Raw genomic sequence first — 24,141 nt, forward strand, 5'->3', positions numbered from 1 at the left:
GCCGCCGCGCAAGCCCCCCGTGCGCGACAAAGACGCCAGGGGCAGCCAGGTCTGCTCGGTCTACCTGCTTGATCCCGAGACCACCCGCTTCGTCCTGATGGCCACCGAGGGCTTGAACAAGCGCTCGATCGGCAAGGTCAGCATGGCACCCAACGAAGGTCTGGTCGGTCTGGTCGGCACGCGTGAAGAACCCCTGAACCTCGAAAACGCTGCGGATCACCCGCGCTATCGATACTTCGCCGAGACTGGTGAAGAGCGTTACGCCTCGTTCCTCGGTGCACCGATCATTCACCACCGCCGCGTCGTCGGCGTGTTGGTCATCCAGCAAAAAGAACGCCGCCAGTTCGATGAAGGTGAAGAAGCCTTCCTCGTGACCATGAGCGCGCAGCTCGCCGGCGTTATCGCCCACGCCGAGGCCACCGGTTCGATCCGCGGTCTGGGTCGTCAGGGCAAGGGTATTCAGGAAGCCAAGTTCGTCGGTGTGCCGGGTTCGCCGGGTGCGGCGGTCGGTACCGCCGTGGTCATGCTGCCGCCAGCCGATCTCGACGTGGTGCCGGACAAGACCATCACCGACATCGACGCGGAGCTGGCGCTGTTCAAGACCGCCATCGAAGGCGTGCGCGCCGACATGCGCGCCTTGTCCGCCAAACTCGCGACCCAGTTGCGCCCGGAAGAGCGTGCGCTGTTCGACGTCTACCTGATGATGCTCGACGATGCCTCGCTCGGCAGCGAAATCACTACCGTAATCAAGACCGGCCAGTGGGCCCAGGGCGCCCTGCGTCAGGTGGTCACCGAGCACGTTAACCGTTTCGAACTGATGGACGACGCTTACCTGCGTGAGCGCGCCTCGGACGTCAAGGATCTCGGTCGCCGCCTGCTCGCCTATTTGCAGGAAGAGCGGCAGCAGAACCTGGTCTACCCGGAAAAAACCATTCTGGTCAGCGAAGAGCTGACCCCGGCAATGCTCGGTGAGGTGCCGGAAGGCACGCTGGTCGGTCTGGTCTCGGTACTCGGTTCGGGTAACTCCCACGTCGCGATTCTGGCCCGGGCCATGGGCATTCCGACGGTGATGGGTCTGGTTGATCTGCCGTACGCCAAGGTCGACGGCATCGAAATGATCGTCGACGGCACACGCGGCGAGGTCTATACCAACCCCAGCGAAGTGCTGCGCAAGCAGTTCGCCGAAGTCGTCGAAGAAGAGAAACAACTGGCGCTGGGCCTCGACACCCTGCGCGACCTGCCGTGCGTGACCCTCGATGGCCACCGCATGCCGCTGTGGGTCAACACCGGTTTGCTGGCAGACGTGGCGCGGGCGCAGAAGCGTGGTGCCGAAGGTGTCGGCCTGTACCGCACCGAAGTGCCGTTCATGATCAATCAGCGTTTCCCGAGCGAGAAGGAACAACTGGCGATCTACCGCGAACAGCTCGCCGCGTTCCACCCGCAACCGGTGACCATGCGCAGCCTCGACATCGGTGGTGACAAGTCGCTGTCGTACTTCCCGATCAAGGAAGACAACCCGTTCCTCGGCTGGCGCGGCATTCGCGTGACGCTGGACCACCCGGAAATCTTCCTGGTGCAGACCCGCGCAATGCTCAAGGCCAGCGAAGGCCTGAACAACCTGCGGATTCTGCTGCCGATGATCTCCGGCACCCACGAGCTCGAAGAAGCCTTGCACCTGATCCACCGAGCCTGGGGCGAAGTGCGCGACGAAGGCACCGACGTGCCGATGCCGCCAATCGGCGTGATGATCGAGATTCCGGCAGCGGTGTATCAGACCAAGGAACTGGCGCGGATGGTCGACTTCCTGTCCGTCGGTTCCAACGACTTGACCCAGTATTTGCTGGCGGTCGACCGCAACAACCCACGGGTGGCCGACCTCTACGACTACCTGCACCCGGCGGTGCTGCAAGCGTTGCAAACCGTGGTCCGCGATGCGCATGCCGAGGGCAAACCGGTGAGCATCTGCGGCGAAATGGCCGGTGATCCGTCGGCGGCCGTGCTGTTGATGGCGATGGGGTTCGACAGCCTGTCGATGAACGCCACCAACTTGCCGAAGGTGAAATGGATGCTGCGTCAGGTCAATCTGAGCAAGGCCAAGGAATTGTTGGCGGAGCTGATGACCATCGATAACCCGCAAGTTATCCACAGTTCGCTGCAACTGGCGCTGAAGAACCTTGGGTTGTCGAAGATCAATCCGCCGGCGGTCAACAAAGCCCTCTAGCACCCTGAGGACCCTGTGGCGAGGGAGCTTGCTCCCGCTGGAGTGCGGAGCGCTCCCAATTCGGTCAATGAGTTTCTTCAGAGAAATCGCATGGCTGAATTGCGGCTGCTTCGCAACCGAGCGGGAGCAAGCTCCCTCGCCACAATGGTTGCTTGCTTTCAGATATTGATCTCCACCTCGCCCAAATGCCCGCCATACGGCCCGAAACTGCGCTCCACCATTCGCCGCGTCCCATCCGCCTGCACGATCAACGCCGTACTCGCCCGCGTCCCGTAACTCTGGCTGGCAATAAACACACTTGACAGCAATGATTCAGTCGCCAGCCCAACGCCGGTATCCGGCAGTTCGGCAAACGGCGCGGTCTGCGCATCCCCCAGCAATTCCAGCAATCGCGCAGGCTGCGGATCCTCCAGCACAGCGCTCAACGCTGCCTTGGCCTTGAGCAATTTGGGCCATGGCGTATCCAGCCCGGCATTGGATAACCCGTAGACACCGGGCTCAAGCATCACCGGCTCCGACATCCGCGCATTGAAGTGCCACAGTTCATGGCTGTTGCCGAGCAGCAGATTGAACCCGGCATATTCCGGCGCACGTCCGACCACATCGCTCAAATAATCATCTATCGACGCATCGCCCGTCAGAAACCGGGCCACCAGTTCACCCCGCGATTTGCGCGCTGGCGGTTGGTGCGGATCGCGAATATTGGTCAGCGCGGCGAATCGGCCATTGGCGCCAATGCCGAGCCAGGTCCCTCCGGCTTCAAGATCACGCCCGGCATGCACGTGTGGCTCCTCCGGCCATTGCGCCAGCGGCAGGCTTGGCCGGGCATAGAATTCGTCACGGTTGGCCGCGACGATCAGCGGCTGGGCATGGCCCGGGCGCCAGGCGAAAACAATCAGGCACATAAGGTGGTCCTTGTGTGTTTTTTGCTCACTCTACGCATCCAGCGTCCGTGCATCCATCGTAAGTGGAGCAGGAGGCCATGCATCCGTTACCATGCCGCTCCTGTTTTGCGGATGCGCCTTGGGAGACGGTCATGGAATTTCTGCTCTATCTGGCGCTGGGCGCCTGTGCAGGCATACTGGCCGGGCTGTTCGGGGTGGGCGGCGGGATCATCATTGTCCCGGTGCTGGTGTTCAGTTTCACCCTGCAAGGCTTTGACCCGTCGATCCTTACGCATCTGGCGGTGGGTACGTCGCTGGCAACGATCATCTTCACTTCGGTCAACGCCGTGCGTGAACACCATCGGCGTGGTGCAGTGCGCTGGCCGATCTTCATGTGGATGGCGGTAGGCATTCTGTTGGGTGCCGGTTTCGGTGCGCTGACGGCTGAAGCGATCTCGGGGCCCAACCTGCAAAAAATCATCGGTGTGTTCGCCCTGGTGATTTCGCTGCAGTTGGCGCTGGACATCAAACCCAAGGCCAGCCGAACCGTGCCGGGCAAACTCGGTCTGACCGTGGCCGGCGGTGTGATCGGCTGGGCCTCGGCGATATTTGGCGTTGGCGGTGGTTCGCTGACCGTGCCGTTCCTGACCTGGCGCAGTGTGCCGATGCAGCAGGCGGTGGCGACATCGTCGGCCTGCGGTCTGCCAATCGCTTTGGTCAGTGCATTAAGTTTCATGATTCTGGGGTGGCATGATCCGTTGCTGCCAGCCCATAGTCTCGGTTTTGTTTATTTGCCGGCGTTGTTGGGCATCGCCCTGACCAGCATGGTGTTCGCCCGCATCGGCGCGCGTCTGGCGCACAGATTGTCGCCGCGCTTGCTGAAACGGCTGTTCGCCGCTTTGCTGTTCAGCGTGGGTTTGAGCTTTCTGCTTTAGCCGCGTCGCAATCCTGGCTTAATCCTGAGGTGACAGCGTCGCCCGGGAATTTTGGTTTCAACTCTAACGAGGAGTCGCAATGCTGCCTTACCCGCAGATCGACCCGGTGGCTCTGGCCATCGGTCCGCTGAAAATCCATTGGTACGGCCTGATGTACCTGATCGGTATCGGCGGTGCATGGCTGCTGGCGTCGCGCCGGCTCAACCGTTTCGACCCGACCTGGACCAAGGAGAAACTCTCCGACATGGTCTTCTGGATGTCGATGGGGGTGATTGTCGGTGGACGTCTCGGTTACGTGCTGTTCTACGATCTGAGCGCTTATCTGGCCAATCCGACGCTGATTTTCGAAGTGTGGAAGGGCGGCATGTCGTTCCATGGCGGCTTCATCGGCGTGATGCTCGCAGCGTTGTGGTTCGGCAAGCGCAACGGCAAGTCGTTCTTCCAGTTGATGGACTTCGTCGCGCCAATGGTGCCGATCGGCCTGGGTGCCGGGCGTATTGGTAACTTCATCAATGCCGAACTCTGGGGCAAGGCGACTGACGTGCCGTGGGCCATGGTTTTCCCGCCGTTCAGCGATCCTGCGCAGCTGCCGCGTCACCCCTCGCAGTTGTATCAATTCGCGCTCGAAGGCGTAGCGCTGTTCCTCATTCTGTGGATCTTCTCGCGTAAACCGCGCCCGACAATGGCCGTTTCCGGCATGTTCGCGTTGTTTTACGGCATCTTCCGTTTCATCGTCGAGTTCGTCCGCGTGCCGGACGCGCAATTGGGCTATCTGGCCTGGAACTGGCTGACCATGGGCCAGGTACTCTGCGTGCCGATGATCGTCGGCGGGCTGTTCCTGATCTGGCTGGCCTATCGTCGCGCGCCCGCAGCACCGCTCGCGCCGACGGCTTAAACTACGAACCCCGGCGCGCGACGCCGGGGCTCAAAGGACACAGGTAACTCATGAAGCAATATCTCGAACTGGTCTCGCACGTCATCCAGAACGGCACCAAACAGGCCAACCGCACCGGCATCAACACCATCAGTTTTCCGGGAGCGATGCTGCGTTTCGATCTGCAGGAAGGTTTCCCGGCGATTACCACGCGCAAAATGGCCTTCAAATCGGCCATCGGCGAGATGTGCGGATTTCTCCGTGGCGTCAATAACGCTGCCGAGTTCCGTGCGCTGGGCTGCAAGGTCTGGGACCAGAACGCCAATGAAAACGCGCAGTGGCTGGCCAACCCGTTCCGTCAGGGCGACGACGACCTCGGCGAGATCTACGGCGTGCAATGGCGCAAATGGCCGGCGTACAAGCAGATCCCGCTGAGCAACACGGCGGCCATCGAACAAACCTTGAGCAACGGCTACAAGCAGATCGCCCAAGGCGAAGAAGACGGTCAGGCCTACGTGGTGCTGTACAAAGCCATCGATCAGGTGCGTCAGTGCGTCGACACGATCATCAAGGATCCGGGCAGCCGCCGCATCCTGTTCCACGGCTGGAACTGCGCCCAGCTCGATGAAATGGCCTTGCCGCCATGCCACCTGCTGTACCAGTTCCACCCGAATGTCGAGACCAGGGAAATTTCCCTGACCCTCTACATCCGTTCCAACGATCTGGGGCTGGGCACACCGTTCAACCTCACCGAAGGCGCCGCGTTGCTGAGTCTGATCGGTCGCCTGACCGGCTACACGCCGCGCTGGTTTACCTATTTCATCGGTGATGCGCACGTCTACGAGAACCATCTGGACATGCTCAACGAACAGCTCAAGCGCGAGCCGTTCGCCATGCCGAAACTGAAAATCTCCGATCGTGTACCGGAGTTTGCCAAGACCGGTGTGTACCAGCCGGAATGGCTGGAGCTGGTGGAACCGAGCGACTTCTCGCTGGAAGGCTACGAACACCACGCGCCAATGACCGCGCCAATGGCGGTCTAAGCCGTTGCACAAAACCCCTGTGGGAGCGAGCCTGCTCGCGAAGAGGGCGTGTCAGTCATAGAGATGTCGACTGATACACCGCTTTCGCGAGCAGGCTCGCTCCCACATTTGGTTTTGCGTGAGTCTTAATGGCCGTGGCTGCGGCCTACGTGGGAGTGTTCGACTTCCGTCGCGACCACGCCGCCACTCACTTCCAGCCGTTGCAAAATCCCGCATTGATCAGCCATCGGCCCTTCGCCGCAGCGTTGGCGCAGGTCGAGCAGTTGCGTCTGTAATGCCAGCAACCCGTCAATCCGCGCTTTCACATGCTGGATATGCTCGTCGATCAGCGCATTAACGCTCTCGCACTGATCCTGCGGGCTGTCGCGCAAGGTCAGCAGGCTGCGGATTTCTTCGAGGGTCATGTCGAGGGTGCGGCAGTTGCGGATGAAGGTCAGGCGTTCGGCGTGGGCCTGGGTGTAGACGCGGTAGTTGCCGTCGCTGCGCGCAGGTTCCGGCAGCAGGTTTTCGCGCTCGTAATAACGGATGGTTTCCACGGCGCAGTCGGTCAGTTTGGCCAGTTCTCCGATCTTCATGACGGCAATCTCCAAAAGGGTGCTTGACCCTATAGTGGCTACAGGGTCTTTACTTGGCAACAGGCACCTTCATGGACGCGACCAATGAGCGATTCTCAGCACACCCACAAGCCCGGCGACGGGCACGACCACAGCCACAAATTGCAGCCTGTGCATAAGCATTCACATGGCGGCGATTCCTGCTGCGGGTCGAAAGTTGCAGCACCGGCACCGGTTCATGCGCACGAAGATTCCTGCTGCTCGTCGAAAGCCGCAGCGCCTGCGTTGGTGCAACTGAGCGATAAGACCAGTGCCGATGCGCGGCTGAGCAGTTTCCGCATCGAGGCGATGGACTGTCCGACCGAGCAGACGCTGATCCAGAACAAGCTCGGCAAACTGGTCGGCGTCGAGCAACTGGAGTTCAACCTGATCAACCGCGTGCTCGGCGTGACTCACACGTTGCCGAACACCGCGCCGATCACCGAGGCGATCAAATCCCTGGGCATGCACGCCGAGCCGCTGGAGGCGGGCGTCGACGCGCCAGCTCCTGCGCCAGTGAAAAAACACTGGTGGCCGCTGGCACTGTCCGGCGTCGGTGCGCTTGCTGCCGAGGTGATCCACTTCACCAGCGCCGCACCGACCTGGGTGGTGGCGATCATTGCGCTGGTGTCGATCCTCAGCGGCGGCCTGACCACCTATAAAAAGGGCTGGATCGCGCTGAAGAACCGCAACCTCAACATCAATGCGCTGATGAGCATCGCCGTGACTGGCGCGGTGTTGATCGGGCAGTGGCCGGAAGCGGCGATGGTGATGTTCCTGTTCACCGTGGCTGAACTGATTGAAGCGCGATCGCTGGATCGTGCCCGTAACGCCATCAGTGGTCTGATGCAGATGACCCCGGAACAGGCCACCGTGCAGCAAGCCGACGGTAACTGGATCGAACAAGAGGTCAAAAGCGTCGAACTGGGCGCCCGCGTGCGGGTAAAACCCGGTGAGCGCATTGCGCTGGACGGCGAAGTCGTCAGCGGCAGCTCTACCATCGACCAGGCGCCGATTACCGGTGAAAGCCTGCCGGTGGAAAAAACCGTCGGCGATAAAGTCTTTGCCGGCACCATCAACCAGGCCGGGTCGCTGGAATACACGGTCACCGCAGCGGCGAACAATTCGACCCTGGCGCGAATCATCCATGCCGTCGAGCAAGCCCAAGGTGCGCGTGCGCCGACCCAGCGCTTCGTCGATCAGTTCTCGAAAATCTACACCCCCGTGGTGTTTGTGTTGGCCTTGGCCGTGGCGATCATCCCGCCACTGTTCATGGGCGCGGCGTGGTTCGACTGGATCTACCGCGCACTGGTGCTGCTGGTGGTGGCTTGCCCGTGCGCACTGGTGATTTCCACCCCGGTGACCATCGTCAGCGGCCTCGCGGCGGCGGCGCACAAAGGCATTCTGGTCAAGGGCGGCGTGTACCTGGAGGGCGGTTTCAAGCTCGATTATCTGGCGCTGGATAAAACCGGGACGATCACCCACGGCAAACCGGTGCAGACCGATTACCTGTCCCTCGACCCGACGGCCGACGCCACCGCTCCAGCGATTGCCGCTGCACTGGCCGGACGTTCCGATCACCCGGTGTCGCTGGCCATCGCCAACGCCGCTGTGGATAAAAACTTCGCCGCGCTGATTGTGGATAACTTCGAGGCGTTGGGCGGTCGTGGCGTCAAAGGTGAAATCAACGGCCAGACCTATCACTTGGGCAACCATCGGTTGGTCGAAGAATTGGGTCTGTGCTCGCCGCAACTGGAAGAAAAGCTGTTTGCGCTGGAAAAGCAGGGTAAATCGGTGGTGTTGCTGCTCGACAAGTCCGGCCCGCTGGCACTGTTTGCCGTGGCCGATACCGTCAAGGAAACCAGTCGCGAAGCGATCCGTCAGCTGCATGCTTTGGGCGTGAAAACCCTGATGCTTACCGGCGACAACGTCCACACCGCGCAGGCGATTGCCGCTCAGGTCGGGATCGATCAGGCCAAGGGCGATTTGCTGCCGACCGACAAGCTGCAAGCCATCGAAGACCTGTACCAGCAGGGGCATCGGGTCGGCATGGTCGGCGACGGCATCAACGACGCGCCGGCACTGGCCCGCGCCGAGATTGGTTTTGCCATGGCCGCAGCCGGCACCGACACCGCGATTGAAACCGCCGATGTCGCCCTGATGGACGACGATCTGCGCAAGATCCCGGCGTTCATCAGCCTGTCGCGCAACACCGCGAGCATTCTGAAACAGAACATCGCGTTGGCGCTGGTGATCAAGGCTATCTTTCTTGGGGTAACCTTCGCCGGGCTCGCCACCATGTGGATGGCGGTGTTTGCCGACATGGGCGTGAGCTTGTTGGTGGTGTTCAACGGTTTGCGCCTGCTGCGTAAATAAACGATGAGGGATGGTTGTGCTGAGTGCCGAGCTGAAAGCGTTTTACATGGTCGCCCGCCTGGGCAGCATCACGCTGGCGGCGAAAAAGCTCGGCCTTAGCCAACCGACCGTGACCACGCAGATCCGCAATCTGGAGAGCCAGTATTCGGTGGAGCTGTTCTACCGTGGCGGTCGCCGTCTGAGCGTCAGCGACGAAGGTGCGCGGTTGCTGCCGATGGTCAAGGCGCTGTTGCAGCAGGAAGCCGACATCGAGTTCTTCTTGCGCAACAGCGGCCAGGTGCAGGGCACTTTGCGCATCGCCGCCACGGCGCCTTATTACATCCTCGATCTGGTGAAGGCCTTCCGCGAGCGTCTGCCGCAGGTGGAAGTGTCGGTGGAAATCGGCAACTCGCAGCAGGTGCTTGAGGCGCTGGAGGACTATCGGGTGGATGTCGCGGCATCGTCGCAACTGCTCGAGGATGCGCGGTTGATACGCCGGGTTCTCGGCACTGATCCGCTGGTGCTGGCGGTGCATCGCAATCATCCGCTGGCAGCGCAGGAGCATGTGGCGCTCGGCGCGTTGGCCGGACATACGTTATTGATGCGTGAAACCGGCTCGACCACGCGGCGATTGACTGAAGAGTTGCTGGCCAGCGCGGGCGTGAGTTTCGGGCCGCTGCTGGAGATTGGCAGCCGCGAGTCGATCCGTGAGGCGGTGCTGCGCAATATCGGCATCAGCATCATTGCCCGCCAGGAAGTGCCGCATGATCCGCAGTTGCGCGTGCTGACCATCGAGAATGCGCCGCAGATTCCCGAGTATCTGTATTGCCTCAAGGAGCGGAAGAATGCGCGCTTGCCGGCGGCGTTTCTTGGGTTGGCCCAGGAAATGTCCCCGGCCTGAGATCTTCGGTGACCGTTCTGACCTCATCGCGAGCAGGCTCACTCCTACATTGGAATGCGTTCCCCTGTAGGAGTGAGCCTGCTCGCGATGGCGCCGGTGCAGACAACATTCATCTGAACCAAAATCCCCGAATACCACTATCGGCCGTTTTTGCCTTGTTGCCACATGACGGACGCATTACAACTCTAGGATGAGCCTCATCTGCTTGATGAGGTCTGTCCATGAATCCTGCAATCGCAACTGCCCTGACCAACCCCGGTGCGCCGATGAAAGTGCGCGGCGTGCAGAAACGCTTCGGCGCGTTCACTGCGCTGGATAACGTCTCCCTCGACGTCGCCGCCGGTGAACTGGTCTGCCTGCTCGGCCCGTCGGGCTGCGGCAAGACCACGCTGCTGCGCTGCATCGCCGGTCTGGAAAAGCAGGACAGCGGCGAGTTGTACCTCGGTGACCGCGACGTCTCGCACCTCGCCCCACAGGCCCGCGACTACGGGATTCTGTTCCAGTCCTACGCGTTGTTTCCCAATCTGACCGTCGAAGCGAACATAGCCTACGGCCTCGCCGGCAGCGGTCGCGACGAAGTGCGCCGCCGCGTCGGGCAGATGCTCGAACTGGTCGGCCTCATCGGCAGCGAGAAAAAGTACCCCGGCCAATTGTCCGGCGGCCAACAGCAACGCGTCGCTCTGGCCCGCGCCTTGGCACCTGCACCGTCGCTGCTGCTGCTCGACGAACCGATGTCAGCCCTCGACGCCCGCGTCCGCGAGCATCTGTGCACCGAGCTGCGCCAACTGCAGCGCAACCTCGGCATCACCACCCTGATGGTCACGCACAATCAGGACGAAGCCATGCTGATGGCCGACCGCATCGCCGTGATGAACAACGGCCGCGTCGAGCAGTACGCCACCCCGCAGGAAATCTACAACCGCCCGGCCACGCCGTTCGTGGCCGAGTTCGTCGGTCAGGGCAACTGGCTGCCGTTCCAGCGCAGCAGCGACAGCCACGCGCAGGTCGGCGGGATGAACCTGCGCCTGAGCGACGGCAGCGTCCAGCGTGCCTCGGGCCGTTTGTTCTGCCGCCCGGAAGCGATCAACGTCAATCCGCTGGTGCATGAGGAAAACCTGTTTCCGGCCAAAGTCCGCGAGATCACTTTCCTTGGCAACCGCTGCCGCATGAGCTTCGAACTCGATCAACTGCCGGGCCACGCGCTACTCGCTGAACTCGCCCCGGAAGCCATGCCGCGCCTCGGCGCCCAGCAAATCATGGTCGCCTTGCCGCCGCGCAGCTTGCAGGTGTTTGCCTGATGAACAGCAACCTCGCGCTGCCGCTACCGCACAAGCGAGTGCAGCAGACCTCCCGTGCCGAGATCGGTGACCGCATTTTTGTGGTCGGCGGCAAAGTCCTCTTGCTGGTGTTGCTCGGTGTCGCGGTGTTGCTGCCGCTGCTGGCGATCTTCTGGCGCGGCTTTAGTAGCGAGGCCGGGCAGGGCGGTGGCTGGGTCGCGGCGAAAGAGTTGGTGACCAGCGAGAATTTCCACTGGCTGCTCGGTAACAGCCTCAAGGTTTCCCTCAGTGTCGCGGCCATCGTCGTACCGCTGGCTTATCTGTTTGCCTACGCGCTGCAACGCACGCTGATTCCGGCCAAGGGCATCTGGCGCGGGATTTCCCTGTTGCCGCTGATGGCGCCGTCGATGCTGCCGGGCATTGCCCTGGTCTATCTGTTCGGCAATCAGGGCATGTTGCGCGGGCTGCTCTCGGACAACATCTACGGCTTCTGGGGCATTGTGCTGGGCGAGGTGATTTACACCTTCCCGCACGCGTTGATGATTTTGCTCTCAGCGCTGTCGCTGGCGGATGCGCGTCTTTTCGATGCCGCATCAAGCATGGGCGCCAGTCCGACCAAGGCATTTCGCAGCATCACCTGGCCGGCAACCCGTCAGGCCGTGTTCGCCGCGTTCTGCCTGGTGTTCACCCTGACCATCACCGACTTCGGCGTACCGGTGGTGGTCGGTGGCGACTACCAAGTGCTGGCGCTGGAAGCCTACAAAGCCGTGGTCGGCCAGCAGCAATTCGGTCGTGGCGCGTTGATCGGCATGGTGTTGTTGCTGCCGGCGCTGTTCAGCTTTGGCGTCGATGCCTGGCTGCGTCGCCGTCACGGCGATTCCATGAGCGGGCGTGCGCAGGTGTTCAAACCGGCGCCTTCGAAACTGCGCGATGGCTGCTATCTGGCGATTGTCCTGTTGATCAGCGCTGCGTTGATTCTGGTGTTCGGCATGGCGGTGTTTTCGTCGCTGGTTAAGTTCTGGCCGTACAACCTGTCGTTGTCGCTCAACCATTACCAGTTCAACGAAACCGCCGGCGGTGGCTGGCTGGCCTACAGCAACAGTTTGAAGATGGCACTGGGCACGGCGTTGATCGGCAGTCTGCTGATCTTTACCGGCGCGTACCTGATGGAGAAAACCCGCACTCAGCGTGGCCTCAACCTGACCTTGCGCATGCTCAGTTTCATCCCGATGGCGGTGCCGGGGCTGGTGCTCGGTCTGGGTTACGTTTTCTTCTTCAACCTCAGCGGCAACCCGCTGCACGTGCTCTACGGGACGATGACGCTGCTGATCGTCTGCACCATTGCGCACTACCTGACCACCGCGCAAATGACCGCGACCACCGCACTGCGCCAACTCGATGCCGAGTTCGAAGCCGCTGCGCTGTCACTCAAGGCGCCGCTGTATCGGCACTACCTGCGCGTCACCGTGCCGATCTGTCTGCCGGCGCTGCTCGACATCGTGCGCTACCTGTTCGTCTCGGCGATGACCACGGTTTCTGCAGCGATCTTCCTCTACAGCCCCGACACCATCCTTGCAGCGGTAGCAGTGCTGAACATGGATGACGCCGGCAACGTCGGCGGCGCGGCGGCGATGTCGACCCTGATTCTGTTCACCTCGGCGGGCGTGTCCTTGCTGCTGGCGTGGGCTTCGCGCGGCTTGCTGCGCCGTTCCCAAGCCTGGCGGCAAACCGCGCCCGGTCACTGATTCACACCTGCCAACCTCAACTCACCTACAGGAAAACGATCATGTTCAAGCCTATGGCCCTGGCCGCTGCTGTGCTCGCTACTTTCAGCCTGAATGCCTTCGCGGCAAAAACCGAGTTGACGGTGTACACCGCCCTCGAAGCCGAGCAATTGACTGCTTACAAAGCCGCGTTCGAGAAGGCCAACCCGGACGTCGAGATCAAGTGGGTGCGTGACTCCACCGGGATCATCACCGCCAAACTGTTGGCCGAAAAGGCCCGTCCGCAGGCTGACGCGGTGTGGGGTCTCGCCGCTTCGAGTCTGGCGATCCTCGATCAGCAGGGCATGCTGCAAAGCTACGCGCCGAAGGATCTCGGCAAGATCGGCGCGAACTATCGCGATGCGGCCAACCCGCCAGCCTGGGTCGGCATGGACGTCTGGGCCGCGACCATTTGTTTCAACACCGTCGAAGCCGAGAAACAGGGCCTGACCAAACCAGTGAGCTGGCAGGACCTGACCAAGCCTGAGTACAAGGGCAAGATCGTCATGCCCAACCCGGCCTCGTCCGGCACTGGTTTCCTCGACGTCAGCGCCTGGCTGCAAACCTTCGGCGAGAAACAGGGCTGGGCCTACATGGACGGTCTGCACCAGAACATCGGTCAGTACGTTCACTCCGGTTCCAAGCCTTGCAAACTGGCAGCGGCCGGTGAATTTCCGATCGGGATTTCCTTTGAGTACCCGGCCGTACAGCTGAAGCGTCAGGGCGCGCCGCTGGACATCATCCTGCCTAAGGAGGGTCTGGGCTGGGAGATCGAAGCGACTGCCGTGATCAAAGGCACGCCGCATGAAGACGCGGCGAAGAAACTGGCTGACTTCTCTGCCAGCGCCGAGGCGATGGACCTGTACAAGGAGAACTTCGCGGTGCTCGCGCAGCCGGGTATTGCCAAGCCGCAAACTGAATTGCCGGCGGACTACGAGCAGCGTCTGATCAAGAACGACTTTGCCTGGGCTTCGAAGAATCGCGACGAGATCCTCACCGAGTGGCGCAAGCGCTATGACGGCAAGTCCGAGAAAGTCGCTGCCAAGTAAGATCTTTATCGACTGACAGGGCCTCATCGCGAGCAGGCTCACTCCCACATTGGATCTTCAGTGAACGCAAACTCTGTGTGCACCAAAAATCCCCTGTGGGAGCGAGCCTGCTCGCGAAAGCGGTCTCGCATTCAGAGCACCTCCAAATGACCCAATACAAAGACCTGCTCATCGTAGGCGCCGGCATCCTCGGCCTGTCCCACGCCTACGCTGCCGCCAAGCGCGGTCTCAAGGTCGCGGTTTTCGAACGCACCGCCACGCCGCTCGGCGCTTCGGTGCGCAACTTCGGCCAGGCGCTGGTCACCGGCCAGCCGCCAGGCCAAATGCTCGAACTGGCCAAGGCCAGCCGCGACATCTGGGGCGACTGGGCGCAACTCGCCGGGCTGAAAATCAAACGCAACGGCTCGTACCTGTTCGCTCGCACCGAAGCCGAAGAACATCTGCTCGAAGCCTTCTGCGCCGGGCGCGCCGTCGAGCACGGTTACAACGTCGACTTGCTGCGCGGCGCGGCACTGCGCGACGTGTACAACGGCCAGTTCAGCCATCACCGCGCCGCACTTCACGGCGCCGACGATCAACAATTGTATTCGCGCGAAGCGATTCCGGCGCTGATCGACTACCTGCGTCGCGACCTCGGCGTCGAGTTTCACTTCTCCACGCTGGTGCGTGACGTCGAGCCGGGGCACCTGCAAAGCACCGCCGGCAGCTTCACCGCCAAGCAGATCATCGTCTGCTCCGGCCACGACTATCAGACCTTGCTGGCCGAGCCGATTGCCGCACTCGATCCGCAGATCTGCCGGTTGCAAATGCTCCGCGCCAAACCACGAGTCGAGCTGAATCTGCAACACGCCTTGCTCACGGGCCTGAGTTGCGTGCACTACGGCGCCTTCGCCGACCTGCCGGAAGCCGCAGCGGTGCAGGCGCAGATTCTCCGAGAGCAACCGCACCTGCATGAAAACGGCATTCACCTGCTGATCAGTCCGACGCCTTACGGCGAGTTGATCATCGGCGACTCGCACCATTACGGCAGCGACCCTTCACCATTCAACGCCGAACAAGTCGACGACTGGATGATCGAGCTGGCCGAACAGACGCTGGGCTGCAAGGTGCAAGTGGTCGAGCGCTGGCAGGGCGTCTATGGTTCCCGGGGGCCGGGGCCATTTTCGTTCCTGCGCCCGGCACCGGGGTTGAGTGTGGCGCTGATGCACACTGGCGTCGGCATGAGCGTCGGCCCGGCGATGGCCGAGCGCAACGTGGCGCAGTTGCTGGAGGAAATCTGATGGCCGATCACCAACACATCGTGGCGCGGGTATTCGGGCTGTATGAGCGATTTGGCACCCGTGATTACATCGGCGAGCCGGTGTCGCAGATCGAGCACATGTCTCAGGCGGCCGAACTGGCGATGGCCGAAGGTTTTGATGACGAAGTGGTGCTGGCGGCGTTCTTTCATGACATCGGCCATTTGTGCGCCGAGGGCGCAGAGAACATGGGTGGTTATGGCGTGGTCAGCCACGAGCGCCTCGGTGCCGATTATCTGCGTGAGGCCGGGTTCAGTGAGCGCATGGCGCGACTGGTGGAATATCACGTGCAGGCCAAGCGGTATCTGACGTTGCGCGAGCCTGGGTATTTCCAGCGGTTGAGTGAAGCCAGTCGCAGAACGCTGGAATATCAGGGCGGGGTGATGAGCGAGGCTGAGGCGGCTGCGTTTGAGCGCGATCCGTTGTGTGCCGTCAGTTTGCGCATGCGCCAGTGGGATGAATTGGCCAAGGAGATGGCGGTGCCGGTGATTGATATGGCAGTGCTGAAAGAGAAAGCGGCGCGGCTTCTTGTTGCGTAGGTCTTTGAATCGAGATGCGGCTATCGCGAGCAGGCTCACTCCTACAAGGTGAACGCGGTCCACTGTAGGAGTGAGCCTGCTCGCGATAGCGCCAGATCAGCCGCTACAGATCTCTAGCCAGGGACTCAATCTGCTCCTGCCGCTCGGCCTGATTCAACTTCGCCTGCGGATTCAGCGAGGACCATTGCGGATGCGCCCGTGCCTTGCTCAGCGCCTCGGGTAACTTGCCCTCGCGCCAGGTCTTGTCCTGTGGCGTTGCCACCTGAACCGTGTCCATCGCCGCATGCCCACGCTGATCCAGTGCCAGCAACAACTGCCGCTGGCGCAACGCCAATAACCGCAGCACCCCATCATCCACTGTCAGCTCGCGCTGCCCTTTGATCTTGCCGAGCAAGCGGCTGCCATAACTGCGCGCCGTTTGCAGGGCGCCACCGGCAATTGCCCCTGCCAACGCCGCGGCACCGAGGGTAATCCCGCCGACCAGCAAATCGACACCAGCCCCGGCTGCCGCGCCTGCGGCGATGCCGCCACCAACGCGCACGCCGAGTTGCTTGAGTGTTTCCGGGTTGAACAGGTCATCGCCCCAACGGCCATCGAGCAACGGCAAGTCACTGGCCGCTGCATCTTGCGGGCGAAACGCATAGAGCTTGAGCAGCGCCTCGACGCATTTCTGCTCGCGCTGACGCACGGCTTTGCGCAGTTCGCTGATGGCTTGCTGTTCCTGCTCGGCTTCACTGACCACACTGCGTCGACACGCGGCGCAGTCGATCAGCAGTTCGGCGATCAGTCGCGCCGCACTTTGCTGGCGGGCGAGGCGCTGGGCTTGCTGATCAGCGATCAATCGCTCCAGTTGCGGCCGCGCCGTTTCCAGCAATAACGCCAGACTCTCGTACAGCCGCCGCTCGCCATCCTCCGGCGGCGCCACGCTGTCAAAACGCACCAGCGCATGCAGGCCGAGGCGCGCCAACGCTTCACGCCAGTCCGGCTCGCGATGGTTGGCGCTGCTGACGAAATTCAGCACCGGCAGCAGCGGTTTGCCGCAACTGGCGAGCACTTCCAGTTCGTCGCGGTACTTGGCCAGCACCGGTTCGCGAGCATCGATCACATACAAACCGGCATCGGAGGCGAGCAGTTGCCGCAGCACCTTGGCTTCCTGTTCGAAACGCTGGCGTGCCTCGCTGCCGTCGAGAAACCGCGCCAGCCGCGCCGGGCCGTCGAGGCGCTCGCCGGGGCGTTCGAGACGTTCAAGAAAATCCAGCAGGGCGATGGCGTCTTCCAGTCCCGGGGTATCGTAGAGATCGAGCAGCGGTTCGCCGTCCACCGATAACCGCGCGCCTTCGACGTGGCGGGTGGTGCTTGGGCGATGGGAGACTTCGCCAAAACCCACGTCGCGGGTCAGCGTGCGCAGCAGCGAGGTCTTGCCGACGTTGGTGTGGCCGACCACCGCGAGTTTCAGCGGTGCTTTCCAGGTATCAGTCATGACCTGTCTCCAGCCAGTTCAACGGTGCGCAATCGGCGAACGGTAGTTCAAGCTGTTGCAACGCGATGTGCCAGTCGCCGAGGCGCTCGGCGTCCAGCGCTTCGCCGGGTGGTGCTTGCAGCAGCCAGACGCGGGTTTCGCCGGCACTGCGTGCCAGTTCGGCGATCAAGGCGAGGCTGCCGCGATCCGGCGAGCGCCGTGGATCGCAGGCGATGGCCAGACGTGCCGGCGGGAAACGGCTCAGTTGCTCAAGGAGTTTGTGTCGCGATTCGCGGCTGTCGAGGATGCCGGCGTTGCTGACGTTATTCGGTAGCGTCGGCGGCCATGGACGTTGCTCATCGAGTTCGATGGCGACCAGCAACGCACCTTCGCTGGTGAGTTCGCCAACGCCGCATTCGACGCGATGCATCTGCGCCGGCTCCGGATCGTTGACGCCGAGACGTTCGCTGGTCGGCATCAGGCGTTCGCGCAATTGCGCGTAGCCCGGCAGGTTCAGATCCAGACGCAGCGCGGCTTGGCCGGCATTCCAGCGCCACAGGCAAAACAGCGCGAGCAACAAACGCGGGGCTACGCCGTAGACCACCAGCACACCGACCAGCCATGTCGCCCAGGCCTGACGGGCACTTTCGATGTCGAGTGCGCCGTCGCCGCTGGCGCGGATCATCTCCACGGTCGGCACATTGAAACCGAGCAGCGAAGGCAGATAGCCGAGTGCCTGAGTGACGTGGATAAAGGTGTCGGCACTGAGAATCGTGGTTTCCCAGACAAAGCCGTAGCGCCGTGTCGCCATCAGCGTCAGCAACAGAATCAGTGCGCTGAGCATCGCCAATAACCACAAGCCGTTGACCAGTGCGCCCAGCGCCCAGCGATTGAGCTTCTGGCGCTGGAGCATCAACAGCAGTGCCGGCGCCAGTTGCGCGGCTTTGGCGTCGCGGGCGAATTTTTCGCTGAGCCACAACCACAAGCGGCCCAACGTGGCACCATGTTCGCCGGCAAAAATCAGCCCCAGCGCCCAGCTCAGCAACAGAATCAGATTCAACCCGAGCAGGCTGCCCAAGGCCCAGAACACGTTGACCGGGGTTTGTCCGAGCGCGGCGAAGGCCAGCCCGGCACCGCTCAATACGGCGAAAATCATCAGCACCATCAGCGCCAGACGCGCGCCTTGCAGCCAGTGTTTGAGTGCAGAAGTCAGGCCATCACGCTCAGCCAGCCACAGCGCCCGGCGCTGAATACGGCTCGGCAGATCGCCGCCGGCCGTGCGGGCCAGACGATTGGCTTCCAGATCATCCAGAGGCCCGGCGTGTTCTTCACGCAGGCGCACGGTTTCGGTCAACCAGAGGTTTTGCAGTGGAGTCAGTTCAGTCACGCGGCATCCCGTCGCTCAATTGAGCCGTGAGCATAACCGCTGTGGCGCTTATCGGGGTAAGCGAGGCTCTGGTATCCTCGCCGGCATGACTAAATCACTCCCCCTCAGCCTGATCGCAGCCCTCGGTGAAAACCGCGTGATCGGCGTCGACAACAGCATGCCCTGGCACCTGCCGGGGGACTTCAAATACTTCAAGGCGACGACCTTGGGCAAGCCGATCATCATGGGTCGCAAGACCTGGGATTCGCTCGGCCGGCCGCTGCCGGGGCGCTTGAACATCGTAGTCAGCCGTCAGGCCGATCTGGTGCTCGAAGGTGCCGAGGTTTATCCGTCGCTGGAAGCAGCCGTGATTCGCGCCGAGGAATGGGCGAAGGCGCAGGGCGTTGATGAACTGATGCTGATCGGCGGCGCACAGTTGTATGCGCAAGGGCTGGCTGATGCGGATCGCTTGTATTTGACCCGTGTAGCGCTGAGCCCGGAGGGTGATGCGTGGTTTCCGGAGTTTGATTTGAAGCAGTGGAAACTGGTGTCGAACGTGCCGAACCCAGCGGAAGGCGATAAACCGGCGTACAACTTCGAAGTCTGGGAAAAGGCTTAAAAGCATCGCTGGCAAGCCAGCTCCCACAGGGATCGATGGTGTTCACACAATATGTGTTTCACCTCGGACACTGTGGGAGCTGGCTTGCCAGCGATGAGGCCAGATCAGGCAAAGAAGAGCTTAAGCCTGAGCAAGCTCCGCATGCTCATCCGCATCCAGCAGTTCTTTATCGGTCTGCTGCATCACCTGACTGGTGATCGCGCCAGCTGTGATCGAACCGCTCACGTTCAACGCCGTACGACCCATGTCGATCAGCGGCTCCACCGAAATCAGCAACGCCACCAGTGACACCGGCAAGCCCATCGCCGGCAGCACGATCAGTGCGGCGAACGTCGCACCGCCACCCACGCCTGCCACACCGGCCGAACTCAGGGTCACAATCGCCACCAATGTCGCGATCCACAGCGGATCCAGCGGGTTGATGCCAACGGTTGGCGCAACCATCACCGCCAACATCGCCGGGTACAGACCTGCGCAACCGTTCTGGCCAATCGTCGCGCCGAACGATGCGGCAAAACTGGCCACCGATTGTGGAATCCCCAGACGACGAGTCTGCGCTTCAATGCTCAGCGGAATGCTCGCGGCACTGGAACGGCTGGTGAACGCGAACGTCAGCACCGGCCAGATCTTGCGGAAGAAACGCAGCGGGTTGATCCCGGCCGCCGACACCAGCAAACCGTGCACCACGAACATCAGACCCAGACCGAGGTACGAGACCACGACGAAACTGCCGAGCTTGATGATGTCTTGCAGGTTGGAACCGGCGACCACTTTGGTCATCAGCGCCAGCACGCCGTACGGGGTCAGTTTCATGACCAGACGCACCAGACGCATCACCCAGGCTTGCAGGGTGTCGATGGCGTTGATCACTTTCTGACCTTTTTCGACGTCGTCCTTGAGCAGTTGCAGCGCGGCAACCCCGAGGAACGCAGCGAAAATCACCACGCTGATGATCGAGGTCGGCTTGGCCCGGGCCAGATCAGCGAACGGGTTCTGCGGGATGAACGACAGCAGCAGTTGCGGCACATTCAGGTCGGCAACCTTACCGGCATAGTCGCTCTGAATGGTTTGCAGACGGGCCATTTCCTGGGTGCCGGCAACCAGACCTTCAGCGGTGAGGCCGAACAGGTTGGTCAGGCCGATACCGATCAGCGCCGCAATCGCCGTGGTGAACAGCAACGTGCCGATGGTCAGGAAACTGATCTTGCCCAACGAAGAAGCGTTGTGCAGGCGCGCCACGGCGCTGAGGATCGAGGCGAACACCAGCGGGATGACGATCATTTGCAGCAACTGCACATAGCCGTTGCCGACCAGATCGAACCAGCCGATCGAGGCTTTCAATACCGGGTTGCCGGCACCGTAAACGCTGTGCAGCGCCACGCCGAAGGCCACGCCCAACACCAGCGCGAGCAGGACTTTTTTCGCCAGGCTCCACGAGGTGTGACGGGTTTGCGCCAGACCGAAGAGCAGGGCGAGGAACACCAGCAGGTTAAGAATCAACGGTAGGTTCATGAGAACTCCAGAAAGACTTTGCCAACAGCCTTCCGGGGCTGCTGCGAACCGGCAAGCCTAACAGTTTGATTTCCAATGATTTAATACCGAAATTGAAGGTCGTCCGTCGTTTTTGGAATAAGCGTGTGTCGCTCTCGGCAATGTTTCTGGCGCGATGGGGACGTGAGCGGTCGCTGACAGACGAGGACTGTCACACTTATTTGTTAGCGTCGATGTCTTTAGCTCAGGGAGAAAGCATCGATGAAGTTCGCACCGAAATTTCTGGCTGTCGCACTGACTGTAGGTTTGGGCCTGGCCGGTCAGGCGTTTGCCACCGACCTGAAACACTGGCCGGCGGATCAGGCCAAGGCACTGGACGCGATGATCGCGGCCAACGCCAACAAGGGTAACTACGCGGTGTTCGACATGGACAACACCAGCTACCGCTACGACCTCGAAGAGTCCTTGCTGCCGTTCATGGAAAACAAGGGCCTGATCACCCGCGACAAGCTTGACCCCTCCCTGAAACTGATGCCGTTCAAAGACACCGCCGACCATAAGGAAAGTCTGTTCAGTTACTACTATCGCCTCTGCGAGGTCGACGACATGGTCTGCTACCCGTGGGTGGCGCAAGTGTTCTCCGGCTTCACCCTCAAGGAACTCAAAGGCTACGTCGATGAGCTGATGGCTTCGGGCAAACCAGTGCCGGCGACTTATTACGAAGGCGATGTGGTCAAGACCCTCGACGTCCAGCCGCCGAAAATCTTCACTGGCCAGGTTGAGCTGTACAACAAGCTGATGGAGAACGGCATTGAGGTTTACGTGATGACCGCCGCTTCCGAAGAACTGGTGCGTATGGTCGCGGCCGATCCGAAGTACGGCTACAACGTCAAACCGCAGAATGTCATCGGCGTGACCACCCTGTTGAAAAACCGCGAAACCAACGAACTGACCACCGCGCGTAAGCAGATCACTGCCGGCAAATACGACGAGAAGGCCAACCTCGGTCTGGAGCTGACGCCGTATCTGTGGACGCCGGCGACCTGGATGGCCGGCAAGCACGCGGCGATTCTGACTTACATCGACGAATGGAAAAAACCGGTCCTGGTAGGTGGCGATACCCCGACCAGCGACGGTTACATGCTGTTCCACGATGTCGACGTGGCCAAGGGCGGCATTCACTTGTGGGTTAACCGCAAGGACAAATACATGACCCAGTTGAACGGCATGATGGCCAAGCATGCGGCGGCGCAGGCCAAGGAAGGCTTGCCGGTGACAGCGGATAAGAACTGGGTGATCGTCAAGCCAGAAGAGATCCAGTAGCTCACACCGGTCTAATGTGGGAGCGAGCCTGCTCGCGAAAGCGTTGTATCAGTCACCATCTTCGTTGCTGACTTACCGCATTCGCGAGCAGGCTCGCTCCCACAGGGGATTTACAGTGTTCAGTAGCTCGTGTCAGACAAAAAAATGCCCCGCACTTGGCGGGGCATTTTTATTCGGCGGCTGAAACTTACAGGCCGTCGAGCATTGCCTTGTTACGCACAGCACCCTTGTCGGCGCTGGTCGCCAGCAGAGCGTAGGCCTTGAGGGCGGTGGTCACCTTGCGAGGACGAATCTCGACCGGCTTCCAGCCTTTCTTGTCCTGCTCGGCGCGGCGTGCGGCCAGTTCTTCGTCGCTGACCAACAGGTTGATCGAGCGGTTCGGAATGTCGATCAGCACTTTGTCGCCGTCCTGTACCAGACCGATCGCGCCGCCGGCCGCAGCCTCTGGCGAAGCGTGGCCGATGGACAGACCCGACGTGCCACCGGAGAAACGACCGTCGGTGAGCAGCGCACAGGCTTTGCCCAGGCCTTTGGATTTCAGGTACGAGGTCGGGTAGAGCATTTCCTGCATGCCCGGGCCGCCTTTCGGGCCTTCGTAGCGAATGATGACGATGTCGCCAGCCTTCACTTCGTCGGCGAGGATGCCGCGTACGGCACTGTCCTGGCTTTCAAAGATTTTCGCGTTGCCTTCGAAGACGTGGATCGATTCGTCGACACCGGCGGTTTTCACCACGCAGCCGTCGAGGGCGATGTTGCCGTACAGCACGGCCAGGCCACCTTCTTGCGAATAGGCGTGTTCGACGCTGCGGATGCAGCCGTTTTCACGGTCGTCATCCAGGGTTTCCCAACGGGTCGACTGGCTGAACGCGGTCTGGGTCGGGATGCCGGCAGGACCAGCCTTGAAGAAGTGATGAACCGCTTCATCGTTGGTCTGGGTGATGTCCCACTTGGCGATCGCTTCTTCCATGCTGCGGCTGTGCACGGTCGGCAGGTCGGTGTGCAGCAGACCGCCACGGGCCAGCGAGCCGAGGATGCTGAAGATGCCGCCAGCGCGGTGCACGTCTTCCATGTGGTACTTCTGGATGTTCGGCGCGACTTTGCACAGCTGTGGAACGCTGCGCGAAAGACGGTCGATGTCGCGCAGGTCGAAATCGATCTCCGCCTCTTGGGCGGCAGCGAGCAAGTGCAGGATGGTGTTGGTCGAACCGCCCATGGCGATGTCGAGCGTCATCGCGTTCTCGAACGCTTTGAAGTTAGCAATGTTGCGTGGCAGCACCGATTCGTCGTTCTCGCCGTAGTAACGCTTGCACAGCTCGACGATGGTGCGGCCAGCCTGCAGGAACAACTGCTCGCGATCGCTGTGGGTGGCGAGGGTCGAACCGTTGCCCGGCAATGCCAGACCCAGTGCTTCGGTCAGGCAGTTCATTGAGTTGGCGGTGAACATGCCGGAGCACGAACCGCAGGTCGGGCAGGCGCTGCGCTCGTACTCAGCGACTTTCTCGTCAGAAGCGCTTTCGTCGGCGGCGATCACCATGGCATCGACGAGGTCGAGGCCGTGGGACGCGAGTTTGGTCTTGCCGGCTTCCATCGGGCCGCCGGAAACGAAGATCACCGGAATGTTCAGGCGCAAGGCAGCCATCAACATGCCCGGGGTGATCTTGTCGCAGTTGGAAATGCACACGATGGCGTCGGCGCAGTGGGCGTTGACCATGTACTCGACGGAGTCGGCAATGATCTCGCGGCTCGGCAGCGAATACAGCATGCCGTCGTGGCCCATGGCGATGCCGTCATCCACGGCGATGGTGTTGAATTCTTTTGCTACACCGCCAGCGCGTTCGATTTCGCGGGCGACCAGTTGACCGAGGTCTTTGAGGTGCACATGGCCCGGTACGAACTGGGTGAAGGAGTTGGCAATCGCGATGATCGGCTTTTTGAAGTCGTCATCTTTCATCCCGGTGGCGCGCCACAGGGCGCGGGCGCCGGCCATGTTACGGCCGTGGGTGGATGTTTTCGAGCGGTAATCTGGCATGGAACACTCCGGGCGGCTAATCACTTACTAATCAGGTGCTAAAGGGGAGAGAGCTTCTATTGACGTCTGGAACACTCAGAAATGGCCGTGTGTCCGGAAGTTGCCGATGACGTTGCGGGATC

General features: G+C 61.4%; 19 protein-coding genes. 13 read left to right on the plus strand and 6 right to left on the minus strand.

Features of this window, described 5'->3' with window-relative positions:
- Positions 1-2,221 (plus strand): phosphoenolpyruvate--protein phosphotransferase (gene ptsP, locus ACIOWE_RS21900; protein WP_401395734.1); only part of this gene is annotated, 2,221 nt, incomplete at its 5' end.
- 158 nt (positions 2,222-2,379) lie between these two features.
- On the opposite strand, the gene ACIOWE_RS21905 is transcribed toward ptsP, so the two are convergent.
- Entirely contained in the window at positions 2,380-3,126 is a 747-nt protein-coding gene (locus ACIOWE_RS21905; RefSeq protein ID WP_401395737.1) for an NRDE family protein, read from the minus strand.
- A 131-nt stretch (positions 3,127-3,257) separates the two neighbouring features.
- On the opposite strand from ACIOWE_RS21905, the gene ACIOWE_RS21910 reads away from it, so the two are divergent.
- The 3 genes from ACIOWE_RS21910 to ACIOWE_RS21920 all read left to right on the plus strand — a co-directional run bounded on the left by ACIOWE_RS21910 (position 3,258) and on the right by ACIOWE_RS21920 (position 5,957).
- Complete coding sequence (locus tag ACIOWE_RS21910) at positions 3,258-4,040, plus strand: sulfite exporter TauE/SafE family protein (protein ID WP_401395740.1); 783 nt, start codon at positions 3,258-3,260, stop codon at positions 4,038-4,040.
- 79 nt (positions 4,041-4,119) lie between these two features.
- Positions 4,120-4,935, plus strand: a complete 816-nt coding sequence (gene lgt / locus ACIOWE_RS21915) for a prolipoprotein diacylglyceryl transferase (RefSeq protein ID WP_007913003.1) — start codon at positions 4,120-4,122, stop codon at positions 4,933-4,935.
- Between the two features lie 50 nt (positions 4,936-4,985).
- Complete coding sequence (locus ACIOWE_RS21920) at positions 4,986-5,957, plus strand: thymidylate synthase (RefSeq protein WP_401395743.1); 972 nt, start codon at positions 4,986-4,988, stop codon at positions 5,955-5,957.
- A gap of 125 nt (positions 5,958-6,082) precedes the next feature.
- Here the strand turns inward: ACIOWE_RS21920 and cadR are convergent, their stop codons facing one another.
- Complete coding sequence (gene cadR, locus ACIOWE_RS21925; protein ID WP_034153703.1) at positions 6,083-6,532, minus strand: Cd(II)/Pb(II)-responsive transcriptional regulator; 450 nt, start codon at positions 6,530-6,532, stop codon at positions 6,083-6,085.
- 84 nt (positions 6,533-6,616) lie between these two features.
- Here cadR and ACIOWE_RS21930 point away from each other — a divergent pair, with 84 nt between their 5' ends.
- The 7 genes from ACIOWE_RS21930 to ACIOWE_RS21960 all read left to right on the plus strand — a co-directional run bounded on the left by ACIOWE_RS21930 (position 6,617) and on the right by ACIOWE_RS21960 (position 15,732).
- On the plus strand, positions 6,617-8,926 hold the full coding sequence (locus ACIOWE_RS21930) for a heavy metal translocating P-type ATPase (RefSeq protein ID WP_401395747.1): 2,310 nt from the start codon (positions 6,617-6,619) through the stop codon (positions 8,924-8,926).
- Positions 8,927-8,942: 16 nt separating this feature from the next.
- Positions 8,943-9,806 (plus strand): LysR family transcriptional regulator, encoded by an 864-nt coding sequence (locus ACIOWE_RS21935; RefSeq protein WP_401395832.1) that lies wholly within the window; start codon positions 8,943-8,945, stop codon positions 9,804-9,806.
- A gap of 221 nt (positions 9,807-10,027) precedes the next feature.
- Positions 10,028-11,104 (plus strand): putative 2-aminoethylphosphonate ABC transporter ATP-binding protein, encoded by a 1,077-nt coding sequence (locus ACIOWE_RS21940; RefSeq protein WP_401395750.1) that lies wholly within the window; start codon positions 10,028-10,030, stop codon positions 11,102-11,104.
- The gene (locus tag ACIOWE_RS21945) at positions 11,104-12,828 is read left to right on the plus strand and encodes a putative 2-aminoethylphosphonate ABC transporter permease subunit (RefSeq protein WP_401395753.1); all 1,725 of its coding nucleotides are present in this window, start codon (positions 11,104-11,106) and stop codon (positions 12,826-12,828) included. The genes ACIOWE_RS21940 and ACIOWE_RS21945 overlap by 1 nt, the downstream gene beginning before the upstream one ends.
- Before the next feature lie 41 nt (positions 12,829-12,869).
- Positions 12,870-13,895, plus strand: coding sequence for a putative 2-aminoethylphosphonate ABC transporter substrate-binding protein (locus ACIOWE_RS21950; RefSeq protein WP_401395756.1), 1,026 nt, complete (start codon positions 12,870-12,872; stop codon positions 13,893-13,895).
- A 146-nt stretch (positions 13,896-14,041) separates the two neighbouring features.
- Positions 14,042-15,175 carry a TIGR03364 family FAD-dependent oxidoreductase gene (locus ACIOWE_RS21955; protein WP_401395759.1) on the plus strand — a complete coding sequence of 378 codons (1,134 nt, stop codon included), beginning with the start codon at positions 14,042-14,044 and terminating at the stop codon, positions 15,173-15,175.
- Positions 15,175-15,732, plus strand: a complete 558-nt coding sequence (locus tag ACIOWE_RS21960) for a phosphonate degradation HD-domain oxygenase (protein ID WP_401395762.1) — start codon at positions 15,175-15,177, stop codon at positions 15,730-15,732. Before ACIOWE_RS21955 ends, ACIOWE_RS21960 begins: the two co-directional genes overlap by 1 nt.
- A 103-nt stretch (positions 15,733-15,835) precedes the next feature.
- Here ACIOWE_RS21960 and ACIOWE_RS21965 read toward each other — a convergent pair whose 3' ends face one another.
- Both ACIOWE_RS21965 and ACIOWE_RS21970 read right to left on the minus strand, forming a co-directional pair.
- Positions 15,836-17,212: a GTPase/DUF3482 domain-containing protein gene (locus tag ACIOWE_RS21965; protein ID WP_401395765.1), complete on the minus strand. Its 1,377-nt coding sequence runs from the start codon at positions 17,210-17,212 to the stop codon at positions 15,836-15,838.
- A complete protein-coding gene (locus ACIOWE_RS21970; RefSeq protein ID WP_401395768.1) occupies positions 17,205-18,578 on the minus strand; it encodes a DUF2868 domain-containing protein in 1,374 nt (457 codons plus the stop codon). Before ACIOWE_RS21970 ends, ACIOWE_RS21965 begins: the two co-directional genes overlap by 8 nt.
- 85 nt (positions 18,579-18,663) lie before the next feature.
- On the opposite strand from ACIOWE_RS21970, the gene ACIOWE_RS21975 reads away from it, so the two are divergent.
- Complete coding sequence (locus tag ACIOWE_RS21975; protein ID WP_401395771.1) at positions 18,664-19,176, plus strand: dihydrofolate reductase; 513 nt, start codon at positions 18,664-18,666, stop codon at positions 19,174-19,176.
- A gap of 120 nt (positions 19,177-19,296) precedes the next feature.
- Here the strand turns inward: ACIOWE_RS21975 and ACIOWE_RS21980 are convergent, their stop codons facing one another.
- On the minus strand, positions 19,297-20,688 hold the full coding sequence (locus ACIOWE_RS21980; protein WP_401395774.1) for an L-cystine transporter: 1,392 nt from the start codon (positions 20,686-20,688) through the stop codon (positions 19,297-19,299).
- Positions 20,689-20,928: 240 nt separating this feature from the next.
- Between ACIOWE_RS21980 and ACIOWE_RS21985 the strand changes: the two genes are divergently transcribed.
- Positions 20,929-21,990: a haloacid dehalogenase-like hydrolase gene (locus ACIOWE_RS21985; protein ID WP_401395777.1), complete on the plus strand. Its 1,062-nt coding sequence runs from the start codon at positions 20,929-20,931 to the stop codon at positions 21,988-21,990.
- 187 nt (positions 21,991-22,177) lie between these two features.
- On the opposite strand, the gene ilvD is transcribed toward ACIOWE_RS21985, so the two are convergent.
- Complete coding sequence (ilvD, locus tag ACIOWE_RS21990) at positions 22,178-24,019, minus strand: dihydroxy-acid dehydratase (RefSeq protein ID WP_201236412.1); 1,842 nt, start codon at positions 24,017-24,019, stop codon at positions 22,178-22,180.
- Positions 24,020-24,141: the final 122 nt, after the last annotated feature.

It is taken from the genome of Pseudomonas sp. NPDC087598 (assembly GCF_044743525.1).
Taxonomy (GTDB): Bacteria; Pseudomonadota; Gammaproteobacteria; order Pseudomonadales; family Pseudomonadaceae; genus Aquipseudomonas.

Coding starts and splice junctions, on each gene's coding strand:
- ACIOWE_RS21950 (WP_401395756.1), top strand. CDS start 12,870: ATGTTCAAGCCTATGGCCCTGGCCGCTGCTGTGCTCGCTACTTTCAGC.
- ACIOWE_RS21975 (WP_401395771.1), top strand. CDS start 18,664: ATGACTAAATCACTCCCCCTCAGCCTGATCGCAGCCCTCGGTGAAAAC.
- lgt (WP_007913003.1), top strand. CDS start 4,120: ATGCTGCCTTACCCGCAGATCGACCCGGTGGCTCTGGCCATCGGTCCG.
- ACIOWE_RS21965 (WP_401395765.1), bottom strand. CDS start 17,212: ATGACTGATACCTGGAAAGCACCGCTGAAACTCGCGGTGGTCGGCCAC.
- ilvD (WP_201236412.1), bottom strand. CDS start 24,019: ATGCCAGATTACCGCTCGAAAACATCCACCCACGGCCGTAACATGGCC.
- ACIOWE_RS21940 (WP_401395750.1), top strand. CDS start 10,028: ATGAATCCTGCAATCGCAACTGCCCTGACCAACCCCGGTGCGCCGATG.
- ACIOWE_RS21930 (WP_401395747.1), top strand. CDS start 6,617: ATGAGCGATTCTCAGCACACCCACAAGCCCGGCGACGGGCACGACCAC.
- ACIOWE_RS21905 (WP_401395737.1), bottom strand. CDS start 3,126: ATGTGCCTGATTGTTTTCGCCTGGCGCCCGGGCCATGCCCAGCCGCTG.
- ACIOWE_RS21960 (WP_401395762.1), top strand. CDS start 15,175: ATGGCCGATCACCAACACATCGTGGCGCGGGTATTCGGGCTGTATGAG.
- ACIOWE_RS21910 (WP_401395740.1), top strand. CDS start 3,258: ATGGAATTTCTGCTCTATCTGGCGCTGGGCGCCTGTGCAGGCATACTG.
- ACIOWE_RS21920 (WP_401395743.1), top strand. CDS start 4,986: ATGAAGCAATATCTCGAACTGGTCTCGCACGTCATCCAGAACGGCACC.
- ACIOWE_RS21980 (WP_401395774.1), bottom strand. CDS start 20,688: ATGAACCTACCGTTGATTCTTAACCTGCTGGTGTTCCTCGCCCTGCTC.
- cadR (WP_034153703.1), bottom strand. CDS start 6,532: ATGAAGATCGGAGAACTGGCCAAACTGACCGACTGCGCCGTGGAAACC.
- ACIOWE_RS21945 (WP_401395753.1), top strand. CDS start 11,104: ATGAACAGCAACCTCGCGCTGCCGCTACCGCACAAGCGAGTGCAGCAG.
- ACIOWE_RS21985 (WP_401395777.1), top strand. CDS start 20,929: ATGAAGTTCGCACCGAAATTTCTGGCTGTCGCACTGACTGTAGGTTTG.
- ACIOWE_RS21955 (WP_401395759.1), top strand. CDS start 14,042: ATGACCCAATACAAAGACCTGCTCATCGTAGGCGCCGGCATCCTCGGC.